23 protein-coding genes are annotated in these 19,458 nt (G+C 59.4%); 6 read left to right on the top strand and 17 right to left on the bottom strand.

Annotated elements, in window-relative coordinates:
• Positions 1 to 67: 67 nt before the first annotated feature.
• Positions 68 to 316, bottom strand: coding sequence for a pentapeptide MXKDX repeat protein (locus AAIH70_RS21485; protein WP_430035503.1), 249 nt, complete (start codon positions 314 to 316; stop codon positions 68 to 70).
• A 191-nt stretch (positions 317 to 507) separates the two neighbouring features.
• Here AAIH70_RS21485 and AAIH70_RS21480 point away from each other — a divergent pair, with 191 nt between their 5' ends.
• The 3 genes from AAIH70_RS21480 to AAIH70_RS21470 all read left to right on the top strand — a co-directional run bounded on the left by AAIH70_RS21480 (position 508) and on the right by AAIH70_RS21470 (position 2,946).
• Positions 508 to 1,065, top strand: a complete 558-nt coding sequence (locus AAIH70_RS21480) for a sigma-70 family RNA polymerase sigma factor (protein ID WP_430035501.1) — start codon at positions 508 to 510, stop codon at positions 1,063 to 1,065.
• Positions 1,049 to 1,696 carry an NrsF family protein gene (locus tag AAIH70_RS21475; protein WP_430035499.1) on the top strand — a complete coding sequence of 216 codons (648 nt, stop codon included), beginning with the start codon at positions 1,049 to 1,051 and terminating at the stop codon, positions 1,694 to 1,696. The genes AAIH70_RS21480 and AAIH70_RS21475 overlap by 17 nt, the downstream gene beginning before the upstream one ends.
• A 197-nt stretch (positions 1,697 to 1,893) precedes the next feature.
• Positions 1,894 to 2,946, top strand: a complete 1,053-nt coding sequence (locus tag AAIH70_RS21470) for a LacI family DNA-binding transcriptional regulator (RefSeq protein ID WP_430035497.1) — start codon at positions 1,894 to 1,896, stop codon at positions 2,944 to 2,946.
• A gap of 15 nt (positions 2,947 to 2,961) precedes the next feature.
• Here the strand turns inward: AAIH70_RS21470 and AAIH70_RS21465 are convergent, their stop codons facing one another.
• Positions 2,962 to 3,993 (bottom strand): L-idonate 5-dehydrogenase, encoded by a 1,032-nt coding sequence (locus tag AAIH70_RS21465; RefSeq protein WP_430035495.1) that lies wholly within the window; start codon positions 3,991 to 3,993, stop codon positions 2,962 to 2,964.
• A gap of 9 nt (positions 3,994 to 4,002) precedes the next feature.
• The gene (locus AAIH70_RS21460) at positions 4,003 to 4,947 is read right to left on the bottom strand and encodes a 2-hydroxyacid dehydrogenase (RefSeq protein WP_430035494.1); all 945 of its coding nucleotides are present in this window, start codon (positions 4,945 to 4,947) and stop codon (positions 4,003 to 4,005) included.
• 92 nt (positions 4,948 to 5,039) lie between these two features.
• Here AAIH70_RS21460 and AAIH70_RS21455 point away from each other — a divergent pair, with 92 nt between their 5' ends.
• Both AAIH70_RS21455 and AAIH70_RS21450 read left to right on the top strand, forming a co-directional pair.
• Positions 5,040 to 5,807, top strand: a complete 768-nt coding sequence (locus AAIH70_RS21455; RefSeq protein ID WP_430035492.1) for an SDR family oxidoreductase — start codon at positions 5,040 to 5,042, stop codon at positions 5,805 to 5,807.
• Complete coding sequence (locus AAIH70_RS21450) at positions 5,776 to 6,327, top strand: gluconokinase (RefSeq protein WP_430035490.1); 552 nt, start codon at positions 5,776 to 5,778, stop codon at positions 6,325 to 6,327. The genes AAIH70_RS21455 and AAIH70_RS21450 overlap by 32 nt, the downstream gene beginning before the upstream one ends.
• A gap of 96 nt (positions 6,328 to 6,423) precedes the next feature.
• Here AAIH70_RS21450 and AAIH70_RS21445 read toward each other — a convergent pair whose 3' ends face one another.
• The 6 genes from AAIH70_RS21445 to AAIH70_RS21420 all read right to left on the bottom strand — a co-directional run bounded on the left by AAIH70_RS21445 (position 6,424) and on the right by AAIH70_RS21420 (position 11,077).
• Positions 6,424 to 7,098: a 4-carboxy-4-hydroxy-2-oxoadipate aldolase/oxaloacetate decarboxylase gene (locus AAIH70_RS21445; RefSeq protein WP_430035488.1), complete on the bottom strand. Its 675-nt coding sequence runs from the start codon at positions 7,096 to 7,098 to the stop codon at positions 6,424 to 6,426.
• A 109-nt stretch (positions 7,099 to 7,207) separates the two neighbouring features.
• On the bottom strand, positions 7,208 to 8,044 hold the full coding sequence (locus tag AAIH70_RS21440) for an ABC transporter substrate-binding protein (RefSeq protein WP_430035486.1): 837 nt from the start codon (positions 8,042 to 8,044) through the stop codon (positions 7,208 to 7,210).
• A gap of 36 nt (positions 8,045 to 8,080) precedes the next feature.
• A complete protein-coding gene (locus AAIH70_RS21435; protein WP_430035484.1) occupies positions 8,081 to 8,848 on the bottom strand; it encodes an amino acid ABC transporter ATP-binding protein in 768 nt (255 codons plus the stop codon).
• A complete protein-coding gene (locus tag AAIH70_RS21430; RefSeq protein WP_132277838.1) occupies positions 8,845 to 9,603 on the bottom strand; it encodes an amino acid ABC transporter permease in 759 nt (252 codons plus the stop codon). Before AAIH70_RS21430 ends, AAIH70_RS21435 begins: the two co-directional genes overlap by 4 nt.
• A complete protein-coding gene (locus AAIH70_RS21425) occupies positions 9,600 to 10,307 on the bottom strand; it encodes an amino acid ABC transporter permease (protein ID WP_132277836.1) in 708 nt (235 codons plus the stop codon). The genes AAIH70_RS21430 and AAIH70_RS21425 overlap by 4 nt, the downstream gene beginning before the upstream one ends.
• Positions 10,304 to 11,077 carry an SDR family oxidoreductase gene (locus tag AAIH70_RS21420; protein WP_132277834.1) on the bottom strand — a complete coding sequence of 258 codons (774 nt, stop codon included), beginning with the start codon at positions 11,075 to 11,077 and terminating at the stop codon, positions 10,304 to 10,306. Before AAIH70_RS21420 ends, AAIH70_RS21425 begins: the two co-directional genes overlap by 4 nt.
• A 230-nt stretch (positions 11,078 to 11,307) precedes the next feature.
• On the opposite strand from AAIH70_RS21420, the gene nac reads away from it, so the two are divergent.
• Complete coding sequence (nac, locus tag AAIH70_RS21415) at positions 11,308 to 12,213, top strand: nitrogen assimilation transcriptional regulator NAC (protein WP_430035482.1); 906 nt, start codon at positions 11,308 to 11,310, stop codon at positions 12,211 to 12,213.
• A gap of 25 nt (positions 12,214 to 12,238) precedes the next feature.
• On the opposite strand, the gene AAIH70_RS21410 is transcribed toward nac, so the two are convergent.
• The 8 genes from AAIH70_RS21410 to AAIH70_RS21375 all read right to left on the bottom strand — a co-directional run bounded on the left by AAIH70_RS21410 (position 12,239) and on the right by AAIH70_RS21375 (position 19,352).
• Complete coding sequence (locus AAIH70_RS21410; protein WP_132277830.1) at positions 12,239 to 13,441, bottom strand: pyridoxal phosphate-dependent aminotransferase; 1,203 nt, start codon at positions 13,439 to 13,441, stop codon at positions 12,239 to 12,241.
• A 55-nt stretch (positions 13,442 to 13,496) separates the two neighbouring features.
• On the bottom strand, positions 13,497 to 14,264 hold the full coding sequence (locus AAIH70_RS21405) for a 5-oxoprolinase subunit PxpA (RefSeq protein WP_430035480.1): 768 nt from the start codon (positions 14,262 to 14,264) through the stop codon (positions 13,497 to 13,499).
• Positions 14,265 to 14,275: 11 nt separating this feature from the next.
• Positions 14,276 to 15,271, bottom strand: coding sequence for a biotin-dependent carboxyltransferase family protein (locus tag AAIH70_RS21400; RefSeq protein ID WP_430035478.1), 996 nt, complete (start codon positions 15,269 to 15,271; stop codon positions 14,276 to 14,278).
• The gene (gene pxpB, locus AAIH70_RS21395) at positions 15,268 to 15,954 is read right to left on the bottom strand and encodes a 5-oxoprolinase subunit PxpB (protein ID WP_245519279.1); all 687 of its coding nucleotides are present in this window, start codon (positions 15,952 to 15,954) and stop codon (positions 15,268 to 15,270) included. Before pxpB ends, AAIH70_RS21400 begins: the two co-directional genes overlap by 4 nt.
• A 17-nt stretch (positions 15,955 to 15,971) precedes the next feature.
• Entirely contained in the window at positions 15,972 to 16,385 is a 414-nt protein-coding gene (locus AAIH70_RS21390) for an acetyl-CoA carboxylase (protein WP_430035476.1), read from the bottom strand.
• Positions 16,382 to 17,749, bottom strand: a complete 1,368-nt coding sequence (accC, locus tag AAIH70_RS21385) for an acetyl-CoA carboxylase biotin carboxylase subunit (protein WP_430035474.1) — start codon at positions 17,747 to 17,749, stop codon at positions 16,382 to 16,384. The genes AAIH70_RS21390 and accC overlap by 4 nt, the downstream gene beginning before the upstream one ends.
• Positions 17,749 to 18,171, bottom strand: coding sequence for an acetyl-CoA carboxylase biotin carboxyl carrier protein (locus AAIH70_RS21380; RefSeq protein ID WP_132277818.1), 423 nt, complete (start codon positions 18,169 to 18,171; stop codon positions 17,749 to 17,751). Before AAIH70_RS21380 ends, accC begins: the two co-directional genes overlap by 1 nt.
• Before the next feature lie 284 nt (positions 18,172 to 18,455).
• Positions 18,456 to 19,352 (bottom strand): LysR family transcriptional regulator, encoded by an 897-nt coding sequence (locus tag AAIH70_RS21375; RefSeq protein WP_132277816.1) that lies wholly within the window; start codon positions 19,350 to 19,352, stop codon positions 18,456 to 18,458.
• Positions 19,353 to 19,458: the final 106 nt, after the last annotated feature.

The raw sequence follows: 19,458 nt of genomic DNA, 5'->3' as shown, positions 1-19,458 counted from the left end.
GAAATGGGATCACACTGTCTACGAGGCCACCCCTGCAACAGTTGCGGGTTGCAGGGGCGAAAGCCGATTAGTTCATCGCGTCGCAGGCTTTCATCATGTCGGACTTTTTCATGCTGTCCTTCTCCATGCCGGCCTTGTGCATACAGTCGGCCTTCATGCCATCCTTGCTCATCGTGCCGGACTTCATTGTGTCCGACTTCATCGTATCGGTCTTCTTCATGGCGTCGTTGCTGGTCTGGGCCTGCGCGATGCCGTTTGCCAGTGAGACGCCGAGAAGGGCGGCAAGGCAGGTGGTGGTGAAAAGACGCGTTCTCATGATGATTCTCCCAATAGATGTGCTCGTCGCATGTTGCGCCGAAGGTTCACGGAAAGCTCATTCGATGGGCGGACTGATCGGTTACAACCATCACGGCGATGTGATTGATTGAACGGCAGGAGCGGTTTCTCGCTTTTCTTTCGTCCGCCGTGTAACCGTTTTCCGGTCAGGCCGTATGAAGCGGAAACGACATGAAGCAGTTGACCGAACCCGAGTTGAGAACCCTGATGCTCTTGTCCCTTAACGGGGACGAGGTGGCATATCGCTGCCTGCTCGATATGCTGCGGCATCTTCTGATCAGTTATTATGCGCGACGGCTTGGCGGCTCTGCGGCATCGCATGTGGAGGATCTGGTGCAGGATACGTTGCTCGCCCTGCATCAGCGCCGGATCACCTATGATCGTGAACGGCCATTCACGGCGTGGTTCTTCACGATTGCCCGCCACAAGCTGGTCGATCATCACCGGCGCTCGGGTGGCCGTGTTCACATCGGACTGGAGACAGTTGGCGATGTGGTGGACGGCTATCGTGAAGACGCCATCTCCGCCAACATGGATGTCCATCGTCTGCTGGCCAGCCTGCCGGCATGGCAAGGCGACATGATCCGGCAGGTTCGGCTGGAAGGGCACTCCGTAGCCGAGACGGCGGCTAGTACGCAAAGAAGTGAGGCGATGGTGAAGATCGGCGTGCACCGTGGCATCAAGGCACTGGCCGCGAGATTGAGAGGCGAACGTGGCGAAGACGGATGATATGATCAATGAACTGGTGAAGGACCTGCGACCGGTGCGCAAGACCGCATTGCACAGGTTGCTGGTCCTGGCGCTTCTGCCCGGTCTCGCGCTGTCGGCGGCGTTCATTCTGCTGGGCCACGGTTTTCGCCCCGATATTTCCGCCGCCCTGTGGCAGTTCGCCTTCTGGGCGAAATCCGCCTATCCCCTGCTGCTTTCCATCGTCGGTTTGGCGGCACTGATAAGCGTGGCACGTCCCGGCGGCCGCCCTCTGGGCGCTGCAATACCCGCACTGATCATCTATGCGTTGCTGGTCATGCTGGGCATTCTGCAGTTGAATGCATCAACCTCACCGGTAGAGCAGCATCGGCTGATCATGGGAATTTCCTACTGGTTCTGCCCGATGATCATTCTGGCGGCCGGCGCTCCGCTGATGGCGGCGACGTTCTGGTTTCTCCGCCGCGCCGCGCCGACCCACGCGCATCTTGCCGGCTTTATCGCCGGCATGACGGCCGGCTCCATCGGTGCCTGGGTCTACAGCTGGGGCTGCATCGAAAATGGCCTGACCTTCGTGGCACTTTGGTACACGCTCGGCATCCTGCTCTGTGGCCTTGTCGGCACGCTGCTCGGCCGGTATCTCCTGCGTTGGTAGGTGTCGGGACCAGAACAGCCTGGCGATTATCCGATTGTCAGGTAGCCTGTTTCAACACCGTGCGCGATAGCGCCCGTTCAAGAGCCTCAATACAGATCGGATCATGCGCCTGACCGGCTCCCTCCCACAAACGATTGCGCAAATAGCATGCCTGCCTTGACGCGCGCTCAGAAGCGCGCTTTCAGTTGGTGCATACCATGACAGGAGAAAAGATGCCGATCGAGCAGGCGCAGCGGCCAACCGAAGGCAATAACGGTCCTCCGACGATGGCAGACGTGGGACGGCTTGCCGGCGTGTCGGCGATGACGGTCTCGCGTGCGCTCAAGGGCAATGCCTATATCGCCAAGGAAACGCTCGAGCGGATTATGGTCGCAGTCGACCAGCTTGGTTATGTTCTCGACCAGTCGGCGGGCAGCCTTTCCTCACGCCGCAGCGGCTTCATCGCCGCCATTGTTCCGTCCATCGACAATTCAAATTTCGCAGATACCGCCCGCGGCATGACCGACACGCTGGCCAGGACCAACATGCAGCTTCTTCTTGGATATACGAACTATTCGATCGAACGGGAGGAAGAACTGATTGAATCCATGCTGCGGCGACGTCCCGAAGGGATTATCCTCACGGGTGGCAAGCATACGCCGAAGGCCAGGACCATGCTTGCCAATGCCGGCATACCCGTTATCGAAACATGGGACATGCCCGAAGATCCCGTGCAAGCGGTCGTCGGCTTTTCCAATGCTGCGGCCATGGAAGCGCTTGTGTGCGGCCTTATCGACAAGGGATATTCGAAATTCGGTTTCATCGGAGGCTCGGAGCAGGCCGATACACGTGGCCATCAACGTCGCCTCGGTTTCGAGCGGGCGCTGACCAGCCACGGTTTGGAGGCCATCAGAAAGGTCGAGATCGATGCTGTGCCGTTTCGCATGTTGCATGGCGGTGAGGCGATCCGACAGTTGCTGACCCACTTTCCCGATACGGAAATAGCCGTCTGCGTTTCCGACCTTCCTGCTTTTGGCGCTATTATGGAATGCCGGAGAATGGGGCTTGCCGTGCCGCAGGATATCGCCATTGCAGGTTTCGGCGATTACGAGATTGCATCCGTTTCTGAACCTGGCATCACCACCGTCCATGTCGACAGTTACGGGATCGGCGCGCAGGCTGCTGAGCAGATGATCGCCATGCTCGAAAACCGCAGCGATACGGCGACCATAAGGACCGGTTATCACGTGCTGCTGCGCGACAGCACGTGACCGGTTTCATTTGTTTCAGAAGCTGAGCTGCACCTTCATGGAGCGACCGCGGTCACCGGCAGCCTCGAACGCCTTCACCGCATCGGCAACCGGATAGATTTCTGACAGAAGCGGTGAAAAATCGACCCGTTTCTGGTTGATGAGATCGACGGCCTGACCGAATTCCTCGTGAAAACGGAACGTGCCTTTCACCTCGATTTCCTTGGCGACAATGGTGTTCTGCGGCAGCGAGATATCACCACCCAGACCAAGCTGGACGAGGATGCCACGCGGCTTCAGCACTTCCAGACCCGAGCGAACGGCACGTTCATTGCCGGACGCCTCGAAATGAACGTCGAAATAACCCTTGTTGGCCGTATAGGCGTTCAGCGCTTCCAGTTCGGATGCGACATTGATGGTGCGATCAGCGCCGATCACCCTTGCCTTCTCCAGCACCGCATCCATCACGTCTGTTGCGACCACTTCGCGTGCGCCATGCAGACGGGCGGCAATGATAGACAGGACGCCGATCGGGCCGCAGCCGGTGACCAGAACACGCTTGCCCTGCAATGAACCGGCGCGGGAAACCGCGTGCAATGTCACGGCAAATGGCTCGGCGAAAGCAGCCTCGTTGATGGAAATGCCTTCACCCACCTTGTGGCACTGCCAGGCTTCGGCAACCAGACGCTGGCAAAACGCACCCTGAATATGCGGCATCGGCATGGCGCTGCCGTAAAAGCGCATGTTGAGGCAGTGGTTTTGCTGGCCCTTGAGGCAATAATCGCATGCGTTGCAGGGACGGCTTGGCGAAACAGCAACGCGATCGCCGACAGCGAGATGGGAGACGCCGCTTCCAAGCGCCACCACACGACCGGCGACCTCATGGCCGAGGATCATCGGCTCGCGCACGCGCACGGTGCCAAAACCACCATGGTGGTAATAATGCAGGTCCGACCCGCAGATGCCACCGGCCTCGATGGAGATATCCACCTGCCCCGGACCGGCCGTTTCGACTTCGCGTTCCTCGACCCTCAGGTCTTTTGCCGAATGAATGACGACAGCTTTCATGGCACGACCTCAAATGACCGGAGTGGGAAGCGGCTGACCGGCGAAATGGGCAGCCAGATTATCCCGCACAAGCTTGCCCATCGCCTTGCGGGTCTCGATCGTGCCCGACGCATGATGCGGCTGCAGCAGCACGTTTTCGAGTGCCAGAAAACGCGGATCGAGTTTCGGCTCGCCTTCGAACACGTCGAGAGCGGCAGAGCCGAGCGCGCCGCTCTCAAGCGCGTCCAGAAGTGCCGCTTCGTCGATATTGGAGGCGCGCGAAATGTTGATCAGCATGCCTTCCGGGCCAAGTGCCTCGATCACGTTCTTCGAGACGATATGGCGGGTCGCGGCGGAAGCTGCCAGCGTGACGAACAGGAAATCGGCATGCTGCGCAAGCGCCACAGGATCGGCGATATAGGTCATGCCATCGGCATAGTTTTTTTCGGAAACGTCGCTATAGGCGATATCCATATCGAAGCCACGCAGGCGCTTGGCGACTTCAAAACCGATACGACCAAGCCCGAGCACGCCTGCCTTGCGGCCCCAGACCTTGCGCTTCAAGGGATAAAGACCCTTGGCGGCCCAGCTTCCGTCCTTGACCCACTGTTCCGCGCCGATCATGCCGCGCGACTGGCAGAGCATCATGGCGACGCCGAGATCGGCGACATCGTTGGTCAAGACATCAGGCGTATTGGTAACTCGGATACCACGGGTGCGGCAGGCATCCAGATTGACCGCATCGTAACCGACGCCATAGACCGAAATGACTTGCAGGTTCGGCAGCTTGGCGATCAGTTCGGCCGAGGCACCAAGCTCACCGCGCGTGGCGATGGCCGTCACCTGCTTTGCCTCGCCTTCGATGAAGGCATCGCGGTCACTGGCTTCATAGAGTTTCTTTACGTCGTAGCTCTTTTCAAGCTCCACCATGTCCCATTCCGGATAAGGGCCGATGACGAGGATCTGCGGTTTCATTTCTCTCTCCCGAGCTGTGTTTTCGATTGCTTATGTTATCGATAACATTTATGTCAATGACAAACGACCTTATGGACCGGGAGGAATTTCTGATGTCATTTCCGCTGTTCGATCTGACGGGTAAAACCGCGCTGATCACCGGATCGAGCCAGGGCATTGGCCTAGCGCTGGCGCGCGGGCTTGCCGAACATGGAGCAACCATCGTTCTCAACGGCCGCGATGAGACCAAACTCAATGCAGCACGAGATCAACTGACCGCCGACGGCTTCACAGCACACGCCGTCGCCTTCGATGCGACTGACCATACAACCGTCGCGGCAGGCATCGACAGGATCGAAGCCGAGATCGGCTCGATCGATATCCTCATCAACAATGCCGGCATGCAGCATCGCTCGCCGCTAGAGGATTTTCCGATCGACAAATGGCAGCAGCTTCTGACCACCAATATTTCCAGCGTGTTTTATGTCGGCCAGGCAGTTGCCCGCCACATGATCGCCCGTGGCCACGGCAAGATCATCAACATTGCCTCGGTGCAGAGCGAACTGGCCCGTCCGGGAATTGCGCCCTACACGGCCACCAAGGGCGCCGTCAAAAATCTCACAAAGGGCATGTCCACCGATTGGGCCAAGCATGGCCTTCAGGTCAACGCGATCGCTCCCGGTTATTTCAAGACACCGCTCAATCAGGCGCTGGTCGACAATCCGGAATTTTCCGCATGGCTGGAAAAGCGCACGCCGGCAGCCCGCTGGGGCAATGTCGATGAACTGGTCGGCGCTGCGGTCTTCCTGTCCGGCAAGGGCTCCTCTTTCGTAAACGGACACACGCTTTATGTCGACGGCGGCATCACCATCAGCCTTTGAGGCAAACGCGATCCGGCGCCCCATCGTGGTGATGGGCGTTGCCGGCTGCGGCAAGAGTTCCGTCGGCATGCGTCTCGCCGAGGTGCTTGGTCTGCCCTATCAAGAGGGTGATGACCTTCACCCTCAGGCCAACATTGCCAAGATGTCGGAGGGTACGCCGCTGAACGACGAGGATCGCTGGCCGTGGCTCGATCGCATCGGCGAAATTTTGGCCGATCATGCGACAAGCGGCATCGTACTGACCTGCTCGTCTCTGAAAAAAACCTATCGCGATCGATTGCGGGCGGCAGCGGGTGGAAATCTCGCCTTCATGTTTCTGGATGGCAGCAAAGCCCTGTTGACCCAGCGCATGGGCAATCGGGAAGGCCATTTCATGCCAACCAGCCTTCTGGAAAGCCAGCTGGCGACGCTGGAACGCCCGGATGTGGAAGATGGCGTCGTGGTGGTCAATATCGACAACACGCCGGAGATGATTGCCGATCTGGCAATTCTTGGCCTGAACCGGCTCGCGACCACGTAACGCAGAAAGGGCGACCATGAGGCCGCCCTTTTCATTTTGCAGTCAGGATAGACGATAACGGGAAGCGATCGAAACCGACGCTTCCCGCCTGCGTTTTCAGATGTCGACGGTGAGGCCCTTGGCCTTCAAAACCTCTTCGAGCTTGCTGACTTCGATCACCGAGGCGCCCGCCTTGTAGGCTTCGATGAAACCGGCCTCTGCGTCTTCGCGAGCCTGCGAAAGCTTTGCAGCTTCAGCGACTTCATTACGGCGCACGACCACCAGACCATCGGCATCGCCGACGATCACATCGCCCGGATTGATGATTTCCCCACCGACGATGATGCTGTCATTGGTGGTGCCAAGCGTTTCCTTTACGGTCCCCTTGATGCAGGTGCTGAGCGAGAACACCGGAAAGCCGAGATCGCGAAGCTGCAGCGTGTCACGCACGCCGGTATCGGTGACCAGCCCGCCGATACCCTTGGCAAGGCAGGCATTGGCCAGCACGTCGCCGAACGAACCGGCTTCTTCGTATTCGCCGGCAGAGACGACAATGATATCGCCCGGCTTGGCGTAATTAATCGCCAGCTGCAGCATGATGTTGTCACGCGGCGAGGATTTGACCGTGAATGCCGGGCCGCAGAGCTTCATGCGGTAATCGACCGGTTTCAGGCGCGACGAAAGCGCGCCGCGGCGGCCTTGCGCCTCGTGAATGGTGGCAGGCGAAAATTTCGAAATCGCTGCCAGATCCTCCTTGGAGGGACGTTCGGAAATGTCTTTGATATGTGCCATTGGGCCCTCCTCGAGGCCATAGATAAACCGCACGGCGGCAAGACTGCCGCCGCCGGCAATTCTTCGATTGTGGTTGAATTGAAACCGGAAGGCGCTTTGCGCCGTCAGATTACGGGATCGGATCGAACTTCAGTTCGGACAGCGGAACGACCTTGTCGGTGCGGGTCATCTTGTATTCGGTACCCTGGCCGAGCCACTTGTCCCAGATCTTGTTGATCTCGCCATCGGCATCCAGCTTGCGCAGGATTTCGTTGACCTTGGCGGTCAGCGCCGGCTGGTCCTTCTGCATGCCGATACCGATCGGCTGATACAGCATCGGCTCCTCGATCATGCGCATTTCCTTGCCACGGTTCTTCGATTCGTTGACGAATTTCGTCGTCGTCATCGTGTTGGCGACCATGCCGCGCGCCTTGCCCTGCTGGACCGCGAGATAGGCGGAGGCGGTATCCTGGAAGGTCAGCGGCTCGGACTTGTTGAGCTTGATCGACATTTCAGACGTCGACCCCTTGGCCGAGGCGATACGCTGGCCGACGTAATCCGCCTTGGCCTTGCCTTCGTCGGCGGCCGGAACGATCAGCATTTCCTTGGCGAGATAATAGGGATCGCTGAACTGGATCTGCTCGGCGCGGCTCTGTGTATAGGCAAGGTTGGCAACGGTGATATCAACGCGGCCGAGCTTGACTTCCGGCACGCGGGCTTCAACCGAAACCGGCTTCACTTCCGCCGTAACGCCCAGTTCCTTGGCGATGGCATTGCAGAGATCGACGTCGAAGCCGGCCATTTCACGGGTCTTCGGGTCCGGTGCTGCGAACGGCGGCACATCGGCAAAGGTTGCGCAGCGCAGCTTCTTGGCCGACAGGATGTCGGCAAGCTGGTCTGCTTTTGCAGGCGACACGGCAGCGGTGCTGGCGACGAGCGCTGCGAGAGTTGCGAATTTCCAGTTCATTTGCTGTTCTCCATTGTTATTTTATGTGGAAGGCAGTCAGTGCCGCAGATCAGCGAGGAAACGCTGAGCGCGCGGATGTCGTGGATTCTTGAAAAACTCTTCGGGAGGTGCGGTTTCGAGGATCTCGCCCGCATCGATAAACCAGATCCGGTCCGCGACATCGCGGGCAAAGCCCATTTCGTGGGTGACGCAGAGCATGGTCATGCCTTCGGCTGCCAGGCTTTTCATCACGCTCAGCACCTCGCCGACCATTTCCGGATCGAGCGCGCTGGTCGGCTCATCGAACAGCATGACCGGCGGCTCCATGGCGAGCGCACGTGCGATGGCGACGCGCTGCTGCTGACCACCGGAAAGCTGGCCGGGATAGGAATTCGCCTTGTCGGCCAGACCGACGCGGTCCAGCAGTTTGAGCGCCTTGTCATGCGCCACGTCCGGAGCCACGCCCTTTACCCGGATCGGCGACATCGACACGTTTTCGACGACTGAGAGATGCGGGAACAGGTTGAAGCTCTGAAACACGAAACCGATGCGGCTGCGCAGCTTGTTGAGGTCGCTGCCGCGCATCGGGGCGTGGATATTCTGCCCCTCGAAGCTGATGCCGCCGCTGTTGATCTCTTCCAGACGGTTGACGGTACGGATCAGCGTCGACTTGCCAGAGCCGGACGGGCCGCAGATCACCACCACTTCGCCCCGCGCCACCTCGGCATTGATGTTCTTGAGAACCTGATAATCGCCGTAGTTCTTGCAGACATCGGCAATGCGGATCGCCTGGGCGGCCTGCGGTTCGGACACTGAGGTGCTCATAGCTGCTCCGTAATGGTCTTGAGAGGTGCGGCTTCAGCCGGCAGGCGGGCATTGCGCGGCCCGGCACGGCGGCGAGCGATCCGTCGCTCGACGCTGTTGGCGACAAAGGTCAGGCTCCAGCAGAGGATGTAATAGACCACCGCGAGAATGAGGAAGACCTGGAAGGGCTGAGTGAGAAGCTGGTTGTTTACCTGGCTTGCCGCAAATGTCAGGTCGGGCACGTTGATGACGTAGCCGAGTGTCGTGTCCTTGATCGTAGAGACGAAGGTGGAAATCATGCTCGGGATCATGTTGTAGAGCGCCTGCGGCAGGATCACGAAGCGCATGGCGCTCATGTAGCCGTGGCCGAGGGCACGTGCTGCATCCATCTGCCCCTGCCCCAACGACACGATGCCGGCGCGGACGACTTCGCTCAGGAACGCGCCCTGATAGATGACCAAGGTCACCAGCATGATCAGGAAGCTCGGCACGTCGGCGCCGGTCCAGAGCGGAATGACGAAATAGCACCACAGGATGAGCATCAGGAGCGGTACGCCGCGGGTGACATAGACCAGCGCGGTCATCGGCCAGCGCAGGAACCACCATTTCGACAGGCGGGCGAGTGCCATGAGGATGCTGACCGGGAAAGCAAAGGCGATGGCAAGCGCCGACAGGATCAGTGTGTTGGCGAGACCGCCAAGCGGCCCGTTCGGGTACTGGCCGATCAGAAGCAGCAGCCAGTAGTCCTGAATGATGGTGATGAAATCCTGGATCATGCGCGTGCCCTCCGCGCCGGATCGGCTCGCATGGCGATATAGGCCCCGATCCCCATGATGATGAGCGAGAAGAACAGATAGGTCACCGTGCCGATCATGTAGATCTCGAAGGTACGGAAACTGATGTTCTCGATTTCCTTGATCGCATGGGTCAGTTCAGGCGCGCCGATGACGATGGCAAGGCTGCTGTTCTTGAACAGCGAGACGCTATGGTTGATCAGCGGCGGCAGCGCATTGCGCACACCCTGCGGCATGATCACGAAGCGCATGGCAGAGGCATAACCGTGGCCGAGCGCCTGCGCCGCTTCCATCTGGCCGGGGCTGACCGACCGCAGTCCGGAACGAAGGTCTTCGCTGAAATAGGCGGCCTGACAAAGGCCAAGGCCGACAACCGCGAAAATCGCTTCCGCATTGTTGTTGGCCAGCCAGTCCGACAGGCCCTGTGGCATCAGCGTGAAAATGCCAAAATACCAGAGCATCAACTGCACAAGTGTCGGCACGTTGCGGTGATAGGAGACATAAGCGGCAACGATCGGTTCACCGATGCGCAGTGGCGAGACGCGCAGAGCAAGGAGCAGGATGGCCAGCGTCATCGCCAGCGTCCACGAGCCGATATAGATGATAAAGGTCATCTGGATGCCGTGCAGCAGCATCGAGATATAGTCAGGATTGGTCAGGATTGCAGAGAGATCAAACCCGTTCACCGCTTGGTCCCTTCGGGACTGGCGGCAGGGGTCTGCGGCTTTGCCGTTTGCAGACCGCCCATCACCTGAAGGGTCGGCGTGATTTCCATATGCCCGATATTGACCGCAACAGGTGCGGCAATCGCGAAGGCGATCGCATCAGCGATATCGGAAGCCTGCGGCAGTTCGAAACCATCGATGAATCGCTCGCGGATCGAAGGATCATCGCCGTGGACATGGTTGAAGATGTCGGTCGCAACGCGGCCCGGGCAGATTTCCGTCACCCTCACGCGCTTGCCAAAAGTGTCGATACGCAGCTGGTTCGACAGCATGGCGACACCCGCCTTGACGGCATGATAGGTCGAGTTGCCGCCGAAATTGTAGTTGCCGGCAATCGAGGAAATGTTGATGACATGACCACGATCCCGCTCGGCCATGCCCGGAACCACCATGCGGCAGAGATGCAGGACGGCGCGCAGGTTCACATCGATCAGCAGATCGATATCGCCATCTTCCGCCTCTAGAAACTTCTTCGGCCGGTCGACACCAGCATTGTTGATGAGCACGTCGAATGCCACCCGGCCCGTCAGTGCGGCCAAGGCCTTCCGATCCGTCACGTCAATCGCATGGGCGATGCAGCCTGTACGCTCGGAAAGCGCGCGCAGCGGCTCGGCGCTACGCGCGACGGCGTGGACTTCAAGGCCCTCTCGGCACAGTCGTTCAACGACAGCGGCACCGATTCCCGACGAAGCGCCGGTTACCAGAGCAGTCTTGTAGTCGGAAAATGGCATGTCGATCCCCTTTGTTGATATGAGACTAGCGAAGCTTTTTTCACTTGCCTAAGACCGATTAGTTTTGGGCTAATAAGGAAGCGTTATGGATGTCCGCACGTGTTGCGGAAGGCTTCATTTGCGCTTTATAAATCAAGCGGCTAGGTTTTCTCTTCAATCGTGCAACAGCAGGTCGCAAACCGCTCGCGACCTCATTTGCGATGGTAACAACACAGGCAGCATCGACCATAATGGATATCCGGCGCCTCAAATCCTTCATCGTCATTGTCGATAGCGGCAGCATCACGCGCGCCGCCGATATCCTGCATCTTGCCCAGCCGGCGCTCAGCCAGCAGCTGGCAGCGCTGGAGGATCATTTCGGGCAGAAACTGCTGATTCGCAGCCAGCAGGGTGTGACGATGACGGATGCCGGTCAGGCAGTTTATCGCCACGCGCAGATCATCCTGCGGCAGATGGAGCAAGCTCAATCGGATGTTGCCACCGCCGGCCGATCACTGGCGGGACGCGTCTCTGTCGGGCTCGTGCCTTTCAGCAGCGCGGCAACTCTTTCGGTGGAGCTTCTGGCGAAAACGCGAAAACGCCATCCCGGCATCCTTTTGCATCTCACCGAAAGCGTCGGGCAGACCTACAGCCAGATGATCATGAACGGCCGCCTGGAAATGGCGCTCATTCATGGTGTCGGACCGATCAAGGGCGTGCGCTTCGAACCGCTGTTGAAGGAAGAGTTTTTTGTCGTCGCGCATCCGGATTTCGAAATCGAGGCAAGCGATGCGCCGGTTCCGGTCACGGCACTCGACGGCCTGCCGTTTCTGATGCCGCCGGCTTACAATTTCGTGCGCCGTGCGGTCGACACCGCGTTTTCGCGCAGCAAGGTCGAGCTGAAAGTGGTGGCGGAGGTGGAGATTGTGAGAACACTCAGCCGCTCCGTTGACCGGGGGCTGGGGGTCACGATCATGCCCAAGGCCATTGCCGACCGGCTGATTGCAGAATCCAGCGAAAAGCTGATTTGCCGGCTTGTGTCGCCGCGCATCGAGGAAACGCTGTCGCTCTGCGTTTCCGATCAGACACCGCTTTCGGAACCTGCGGTCGCGGTGAAGGATATTCTCGTGGAACTGACGGCCAGATTGAAAACCTGACCGTCAGGATCGGCCGAAAGGCCGGTTACTTCATGTCTCGGCAGTACTGGGCGATACGGTTGCAGCCCTCTTCCAGCATTTCCATGCTTGTGGCGTAGGAAATGCGGAAATACGGGCTCATGCCGTAAGCCGCACCCTGCACGGTCGCGACATGGTGTTCCTCGACCAGACCGATGACGAAGTCGACATCTGTTTCGATCTTGCGGCCACCCTTGGTGGTCTTGCCGATCAGTTCCGACATGTTCGGAAAAATGTAGAATGCACCGTCCGGCTTGTGGGCACGCAGGCCATCGATTTCCGCCAGACGGCCGAGCACGTAATCGCGGCGGGTTTTGTAGATGGACGAACGTTCCTTCAAGAGATCCTGCGGACCATCAAGTGCGGCAACGGCGGCCGCCTGCGTCAGGGTCGAGGTGCCGCCGCTGTTCTGGCCGTTGACATTGCTGATCGCGGCGATGAGATCCTTCGGTCCGCCGCAATAGCCCAGACGCCAGCCGGTCATGGCATAGGCCTTGGACACGCCGTTCATGGTCAGAACCCGATCATAAAGACGCGGTTCGACTTCGGCGATCGTGCAGAACTCGAAATCGTCATAGACGAGATGTTCGTAGATATCGTCGGTCAGGATCCAGACATGCGGATGGCGCAGCATGACCTCGGCGATTGCCGCCATTTCCGCGCGCGAGCAGGCAGCGCCCGTCGGGTTGTTCGGAAAATTCAGGAACAGCCATTTCGTGCGCGGCGTGATCGCTGCTTCGAGGTCTTCTGCACGCAGCTTGAAACCGGCATTTTCCGGGCATGGCACAGAGACCGGCACGCCGCCGGCAAATTTGACGATATCCGCATAGCTGACCCAGGACGGCGCCGGGATGACGACTTCATCGCCCGGATTGCAGGTGGCGAGAACTGCGTTGAAGATGACCTGTTTGCCGCCGCCCGACACGACGATCTGGTTCGGCTCATAGGTCAGGTTGTTTTCGCGTTTGAACTTGCGGATGATCGCCGCCTTCATGGCCGGCGTACCGTCCATGGTCGGGTATTTCGTGTCACCCGCAAGTGCTGCGGCGTAGGCTGCTTCGATGGCGTGTGGCGGCGTCGGAAAATCCGGCTCGCCGGAGGACAGGCTGACCACCTTGATCCCCTGGGCGGCAAGTTCGCGGGCACGCTGCGTCATGGCAGCGGAGGCGGAGATGGAGACGTTTTTCAAACGGTCGGCTGTGGCGGGCATGATCTGGTCTTCCGGTTTGTCTAATTCTGAATGGAAAAAGGGAGAGGCCGCGGCTTTAGCCGACAACCTCTGATGCAGGTGCCAGCGTGCCGCCGACAGCCTCGATTTCGCTGCGCACGATCCGTGCCAGCTCAAGCGAACCCGGCGTATCGCTGTGAACGAGAATGGATTTTGCCGGCATCGCGATGGTCACGTCGTCGATTGTGGTGACGGTGCGTTCAACGAGGAACTGGCGCACACGAGCACGCACGGCCGCCTCATCCTTCACCAAGGCACCGGGCAATCCACGGGCAACAAGACGCCCCTGGGCATCATAGGCGCGGTCGGCGACAAACAGCAGCAGTGTCTTGAGCGAGGCCCGCTTGGCAGCGGATTCGATCTCGCTGCCGGGCATGGCAAAGATGATCAGTTCGGGATCGACGGCGCGGATCGCATCCATCATCAGGTCGGCCAGCTTCGGATCACGATTGACCATATTGCCCATGGCCGCGTGAAAACTGAAATGGGCAACACGCTGGCCTTCGCTGGCGGCAATCGCCTTCAGCGCCCCCAACTGGTAAAGCATCTGCTGGCGCAGTTCATCAGCAGAATAGGGGATTTCGCGGCGTCCGAAGCCGGCACGATCCGGCAGACCGGGATGAGCACCGATGCCGACACCGTTGGCCTTGGCGAGCCGCAACATACGGGCCATGGTTTCCGGATCGCCGCCATGGAAACCGCAGGCGATATTGGCCGAGGAGACGACCTTCATCATCGCCTCGTCATCGCACAGGCTATAGGGACCAAACCCCTCGCCCATGTCGGAATTGAGATCGATCTTCATTCCATCCTCCCTCAGTTCAGCACCTGCAATGCGCCGCAAACCAGGCGCGCGGTCCGGCGGACATCATCGATGAAAGCTGCTACAGCCTTTTCGACCTCCGCCGCCTGAGCATGCGTCGCGCGGACAAAACGCAGGCGGCTGCCGATACGCGCTTGGCCAAGACGCCAAAGGTCGACCTCGATCACGCCGGCAATTTTTGGATAACCGCCGGCCGTATTGGCATCGGCCATCTGGATGATCGGCTCGCCACTCGGCGGCACCTGAACGACACCGGATACCACGCCGTGAGACCGCATTTCGACTGGCGTCGTTGGCTTGATCGCGTCACCCATCAGGCGATAACCGGTGCGGTCGCTTTGCGTGGAAATCTTCCAGGTCTGCGACCAGAAACGCTCGGCATCCTCTCCGAACAACCCATATTCCCCCGCCGGAATGGCGCGGATGACAAGCGCACCGTCTTCATGGGCAGGATAGACATCGGCAAGCGCAAAGGCGGGATCGACGACAGAGATGCCTGCGGCGGGAAGGTTAAGGGGACTGGAGACCTCCCCCGTTTGCAGAGTGTCACCCGCAATCAGAAAACGTCCCTCTCTGCCGCCAAAAGCACCGCGAAGCGAGGTGCTGCGCGAACCCATTACCAGTGCAACATCGATACCGCCGGCAATGCAGATATAGGCACGAGTGCCAACGCGCGGCTGGCCAAGCTCCAGCACCTGCCCGGCCTCGACCGAAAGCGCACACCAGGGTTGGACCGTACGCCCATCGAGCGAAGCGCCACAATCGGCCCCGGTCACGACAAAAACCGTCGCTTTCGAAAAGCGCAGCTTGAATGGATAGGTCTGGATTTCGAGCGCGGCCGCGCCAGCTTCGTTGCCAAGCAAGCTGTTGCCGATTTTCAGTGCCAGCGGGTCCATGGCGCCGCTGGTGGTGACGCCGATATTGCGAAAACCGGGTCGGCCAAGGTCCTGCACCGTGTTGAACGGCCCTGTCTGGATGATCTCTATCATAGCTCTATGCTCGCTGGCACGAAACGCACCGTATCGCCCGGCGCCATCACTGCGGGCGTGGCGGACATCGGATCGAACATCTGCAATTCGGCGAAACCGATCGAATTCCAGCCATTGGGTCCTGTCAGAACAGCGACGCCGGTCTGCATGCCGCCGATGGTGAGGCATCCCCGCGCCATATTGAGCGACGGTACTGTCTTGCGCGGCATGTAGATGCGTGGGTCAAGTCCGTGCAGGTAACCGAAACCCGGCGCACTGCCGAGAGCAAAAACCCGGTAGGTTCCTTCGTAATGGATGCGCACGACCTCGCGGTCTGACAGGCCTGACCTGTCGCAAAGTGCCGCCAGATCGGTGGCGTGTTCACCACCATAGGTGACGGCGATTTCGATCGTCCGGCCCGCCAGATCGATGCTTTCAGCATGTTCCCAGGCTTCCAGCAGGCGCACGGCCAGAGTCTCCGGGTCTTCGGGCGTTACCTTCAAGACGACGAGAAGGTTCGTCATGCCGGGAACGATCTCAAGGACATCACGCCACAGTTCCACGGCACGGGATAGAGCCCAGATCCGTCGTTGCGAAGCGAGGTCGAAGTCGCCGGTCGCCTCGAGAAGAAAGGCGCGGGAGCCGATCGGCGAAACGCGAGCGCCATTGCGGTCGAGCGCGAGTGTTTCAACAGGCTGGGACATTTGGGAGACTGCGGCGTTCATGCTTCTGGCTCGACTTCTGCAATCGGATCACCGAAACCGACGATCGTTCCGGGTTCAACGAGGTGTTGGCGCAGGCGTTTCGACGGACCGGCCGAAACGGGCAACAGGATCGGACCGACCTTCAGGAAGCCGACCGTATCGCCTGCAGCAAATGCTCCCGGCGCGCCTGTGCGGGACAGATCGGAAGGCCAGAATTCACCGACCATCGGTGCCGTCACGACGACCACTGCTCCGCCGACATCCGTCTTGCTGGAGCGCACTTGACGCGCATGACCATCGGCCGAACCTGCCACGCGGATCAGCAGGCTCTGGTCGGGCCGGGTGATTTCGATACCATTGATGCCAGCGACCTCAAGTGCGGCGCTCAGCCGTTCGATGATGGCTGGGTCGCTCAGATCCAGCTTGCTCATGCCGCCCCCCGCGTCTTCAGCCATTTTTCCAGATAATGGATATCCGTTTCCCCCTCAGCGAAGGCGGCATCGTCAAAAAGTTCGCGAAGGAGCGGCAGATTGGTGGCAATGCCTTCCAGCCTGAAGGCCGCAAGCGCCGACCGGGTGCGTTGCATCGCATCGGCCCGATCGCGACCTGTGACGATCAATTTCGCAATCAGCGAGTCGTAATAGGGCGACACCTTGTAACCGACTTCAACATGGGTATCGACACGGATGCCCTCGCCTTCCGGCAATTGCAGTGCGGTGATGACGCCCGCCGACGGCATGAAGGTCGCGGGGTCCTCGGCATTGATACGGCATTCGATAGCATGACCCGTACAGGTCACATCGCCCTGCTCCATCGACAAAAACTCGCCCTGGGCAACGCGCAATTGCTGCTGGACGATATCGATACCGCTGGTTTCCTCGGTGACCGGGTGCTCGACCTGCAGGCGGGTGTTCATCTCTATGAAATAGAAGGCGCCGTCCTCGTAAAGAAATTCGAACGTGCCAACGCCACGATAGCCGATCTGCTTGCACGCCGCGACGCAAGCGGCCCCCACAGGGCCGATCAGGGCATCGGAAATGCCGGGCGCCGGCGCCTCTTCGACCACCTTCTGATGGCGGCGCTGCATGGAGCAGTCGCGGTGACCAAGCCAGACGGCATTGCCGTGCGTATCGCACAAAACCTGTATTTCGATATGACGCGGGTGCTGGAGAAATTTCTCCATATAGAGCGCCGGCGTTCCGAAAGCCTTGCGGGCTTCTTCGCGTGTCAGCGACACCGCTTCAAGAAGTTCGGCCTCGGTCAGCACGACGCGCATGCCGCGTCCACCGCCGCCTCCGGCAGCCTTGACGATCACCGGATACCCGATCTCGGCCGCAACCGCTCGGATTGCGTCAGCTTCCGATGGAAGTTCAGCATCGGGTCCGGGCACACAGGGCACACCTGCGGCCACCATGGCGCTTTTGGCGGCGATCTTGTCGCCCATCGTGGCAATGGCGCTTGCATCCGGGCCAATGAATGTCAGACCCGCCTCCTCCACGGCTGCAGAGAAGCGGGTGTTTTCCGAAAGGAATCCATAACCCGGGTGAACGGCACCGGCACCGGTGAGACGCGCTGCCAGCAAGATAGCGTGCTGGTTAAGGTAGCTCTTCGAAGCAGCCGGAGGCCCGATGCAAACCGATTGATCGGCACTTTTGACATAGGCCGCATCCTTGTCGGCCTGAGAGCAGACCACGACAGTCTTCAATCCCATCTCACGGCAGGCGCGCACCACGCGCAACGCGATTTCACCGCGATTGGCGATCAGAACCTTGTCGAAATGCTGGTGCGGCTGCATCACACGATCTCCGCCAGCATGTCGCCGGCTTCGACTTCCACGCCATTGACATCGGTCAGTCGTGTGATCCTGCCGGCACGGGGTGCCGCGATCTTGTTGAAAACCTTCATGGCCTCGATGATGAACAGCGTCTGACCTTCAACGACCTCATCACTGACCTTGACGAAAGGCGGATCGCCTGGTGCGGGGGCGACATGCAGGACGCCGAATATCGGCGCGGCGACCGTGTTCGCTGCATTCGCCGTTTCGCTGGACAGGGCGACATTCTCGATGGCATCGGCACTCGCCGCCACCTTTTCCGGGGCGGCCGAAATCCTGTCGCGAAATATCCGGACGGTAGTATCCTTTTCCGAGACCATCAGTTCGGTGACATTGGAGCGGCCAACGAATTCGATCAGGGTCTCTATCTTTGACAGGTCCATTTCCCGGTCCACATATGGGCTGCACGGATGGCCGCCGCATGGAGCAGGCGACCATCGATCACAGGCCAATGGGTAACATAGCCGACCGGCTAATGGGGTCAGACGAAGTTTTAATGGAGTTGGTGTGAAGCAGGCATAGGGTTCCGCTGTTGAGCCATAACGAACCGTCGCCCTTACATTCACTTGGCCAAATGGACGCGATAAAAATTATTTCCAGACGGGAGGGGATTGATCGCTAATAGATACGCGCGGCGTTGATCTCGACTAGTGCCGGACGAATGTGGTCAATCCGCACGATATCGCAGCGCATCCACGAGCAATGCGAATGCAGGTGATGCAAGCCGACGACTGGGATAATAGAGGTGGTATCCCGGAAACGGGTCGCACCAATCCTCCAGAACCTGGATCAGGCGGCCGTCCCTCACGAGGGGACCGAGATGATCGTCAGGGAGGCAGGTCAGTCCTATTCCGCCGAGGGCGGCGTCAATGATCATCGGCACGTCGTTGCAAACGAACTGACCATCGACCCGGACATTGACCGGCCGCCCTTCCCGTTCGAACTCCCAGGTGTACAATCCACCAAGGGTCGGCAGGCGCAGGTTGATGCAGCGATGCTGAGTAAGATCCTGCGGGGTTTGCGGCTTCTGGTTCTTCTTGAAGTATTCCGGTGATCCGGCAACTACCATCCGTAGTTCGGGTCCGATGCGGACGGCAATCATATCCTTCTCGATACTCTCTCCCAGCCTGACTCCTGCATCATAGCGCTCACTGACGAGATCGACGAAACGCTGCTCTATCGAAATCTCCACGTTGATGCCCGGATAGTCGGCCAGGAGTTTCTTCACGGCGGGCATGAGGATTGTCTCGGCCGCATGCCTGCTCGACGTGATGCGGATGTTGCCTCCTGGACGCTGTCTCATCGCCGACAGCGCATCCATCTGATGGCTGATCTCGTTGAACGCTGGCCGCAAGGTCGACATCAGTTTTTCGCCCGCCTCTGTGGCGACGACATTGCGCGTGGTGCGGGTCAGCAGGCGCACGTCCATCCTTTCCTCGAGCCGCCGGACCGTATGGCTGAGGGAGGACTGAGACGTGCCCATCAGCGCCGCGGCTCTGGTGAAGCTGCGCTCTTCGGCAACCGTCAGGAAGGCAATCAGGTCGCCAAGTTCATCGCGCTTCATTCATGAATCCAGGATATAAGTACATGCCGGACTTACCATCTAATTGGAAGACCAATCCAGCCTTAAATCACTCCACACGACGAGGTGATCGCCAGTTGATCAGGAT

Origin of the sequence: Neorhizobium sp. BT27B, from assembly GCF_050455485.1 — a bacterium.
Taxonomy (GTDB): domain Bacteria; phylum Pseudomonadota; class Alphaproteobacteria; order Rhizobiales; family Rhizobiaceae; genus Neorhizobium.
The sequence above is the reverse complement of the archived record's forward strand: the minus strand, read 5'-3'. Positions and strand labels throughout refer to the sequence as shown.

Coding starts and splice junctions, on each gene's coding strand:
- AAIH70_RS21485 (WP_430035503.1), bottom strand. CDS start 316: ATGAGAACGCGTCTTTTCACCACCACCTGCCTTGCCGCCCTTCTCGGC.
- AAIH70_RS21480 (WP_430035501.1), top strand. CDS start 508: ATGAAGCAGTTGACCGAACCCGAGTTGAGAACCCTGATGCTCTTGTCC.
- AAIH70_RS21470 (WP_430035497.1), top strand. CDS start 1,894: ATGACAGGAGAAAAGATGCCGATCGAGCAGGCGCAGCGGCCAACCGAA.
- AAIH70_RS21465 (WP_430035495.1), bottom strand. CDS start 3,993: ATGAAAGCTGTCGTCATTCATTCGGCAAAAGACCTGAGGGTCGAGGAA.
- AAIH70_RS21460 (WP_430035494.1), bottom strand. CDS start 4,947: ATGAAACCGCAGATCCTCGTCATCGGCCCTTATCCGGAATGGGACATG.
- AAIH70_RS21455 (WP_430035492.1), top strand. CDS start 5,040: ATGTCATTTCCGCTGTTCGATCTGACGGGTAAAACCGCGCTGATCACC.
- AAIH70_RS21450 (WP_430035490.1), top strand. CDS start 5,776: ATGTCGACGGCGGCATCACCATCAGCCTTTGAGGCAAACGCGATCCGG.
- AAIH70_RS21445 (WP_430035488.1), bottom strand. CDS start 7,098: ATGGCACATATCAAAGACATTTCCGAACGTCCCTCCAAGGAGGATCTG.
- AAIH70_RS21440 (WP_430035486.1), bottom strand. CDS start 8,044: ATGAACTGGAAATTCGCAACTCTCGCAGCGCTCGTCGCCAGCACCGCT.
- AAIH70_RS21435 (WP_430035484.1), bottom strand. CDS start 8,848: ATGAGCACCTCAGTGTCCGAACCGCAGGCCGCCCAGGCGATCCGCATT.
- AAIH70_RS21430 (WP_132277838.1), bottom strand. CDS start 9,603: ATGATCCAGGATTTCATCACCATCATTCAGGACTACTGGCTGCTGCTT.
- AAIH70_RS21420 (WP_132277834.1), bottom strand. CDS start 11,077: ATGCCATTTTCCGACTACAAGACTGCTCTGGTAACCGGCGCTTCGTCG.
- nac (WP_430035482.1), top strand. CDS start 11,308: ATGGATATCCGGCGCCTCAAATCCTTCATCGTCATTGTCGATAGCGGC.
- AAIH70_RS21410 (WP_132277830.1), bottom strand. CDS start 13,441: ATGCCCGCCACAGCCGACCGTTTGAAAAACGTCTCCATCTCCGCCTCC.
- AAIH70_RS21405 (WP_430035480.1), bottom strand. CDS start 14,264: ATGAAGATCGATCTCAATTCCGACATGGGCGAGGGGTTTGGTCCCTAT.
- AAIH70_RS21400 (WP_430035478.1), bottom strand. CDS start 15,271: ATGATAGAGATCATCCAGACAGGGCCGTTCAACACGGTGCAGGACCTT.
- pxpB (WP_245519279.1), bottom strand. CDS start 15,954: ATGTCCCAGCCTGTTGAAACACTCGCGCTCGACCGCAATGGCGCTCGC.
- AAIH70_RS21390 (WP_430035476.1), bottom strand. CDS start 16,385: ATGAGCAAGCTGGATCTGAGCGACCCAGCCATCATCGAACGGCTGAGC.
- accC (WP_430035474.1), bottom strand. CDS start 17,749: ATGCAGCCGCACCAGCATTTCGACAAGGTTCTGATCGCCAATCGCGGT.
- AAIH70_RS21380 (WP_132277818.1), bottom strand. CDS start 18,171: ATGGACCTGTCAAAGATAGAGACCCTGATCGAATTCGTTGGCCGCTCC.
- AAIH70_RS21375 (WP_132277816.1), bottom strand. CDS start 19,352: ATGAAGCGCGATGAACTTGGCGACCTGATTGCCTTCCTGACGGTTGCC.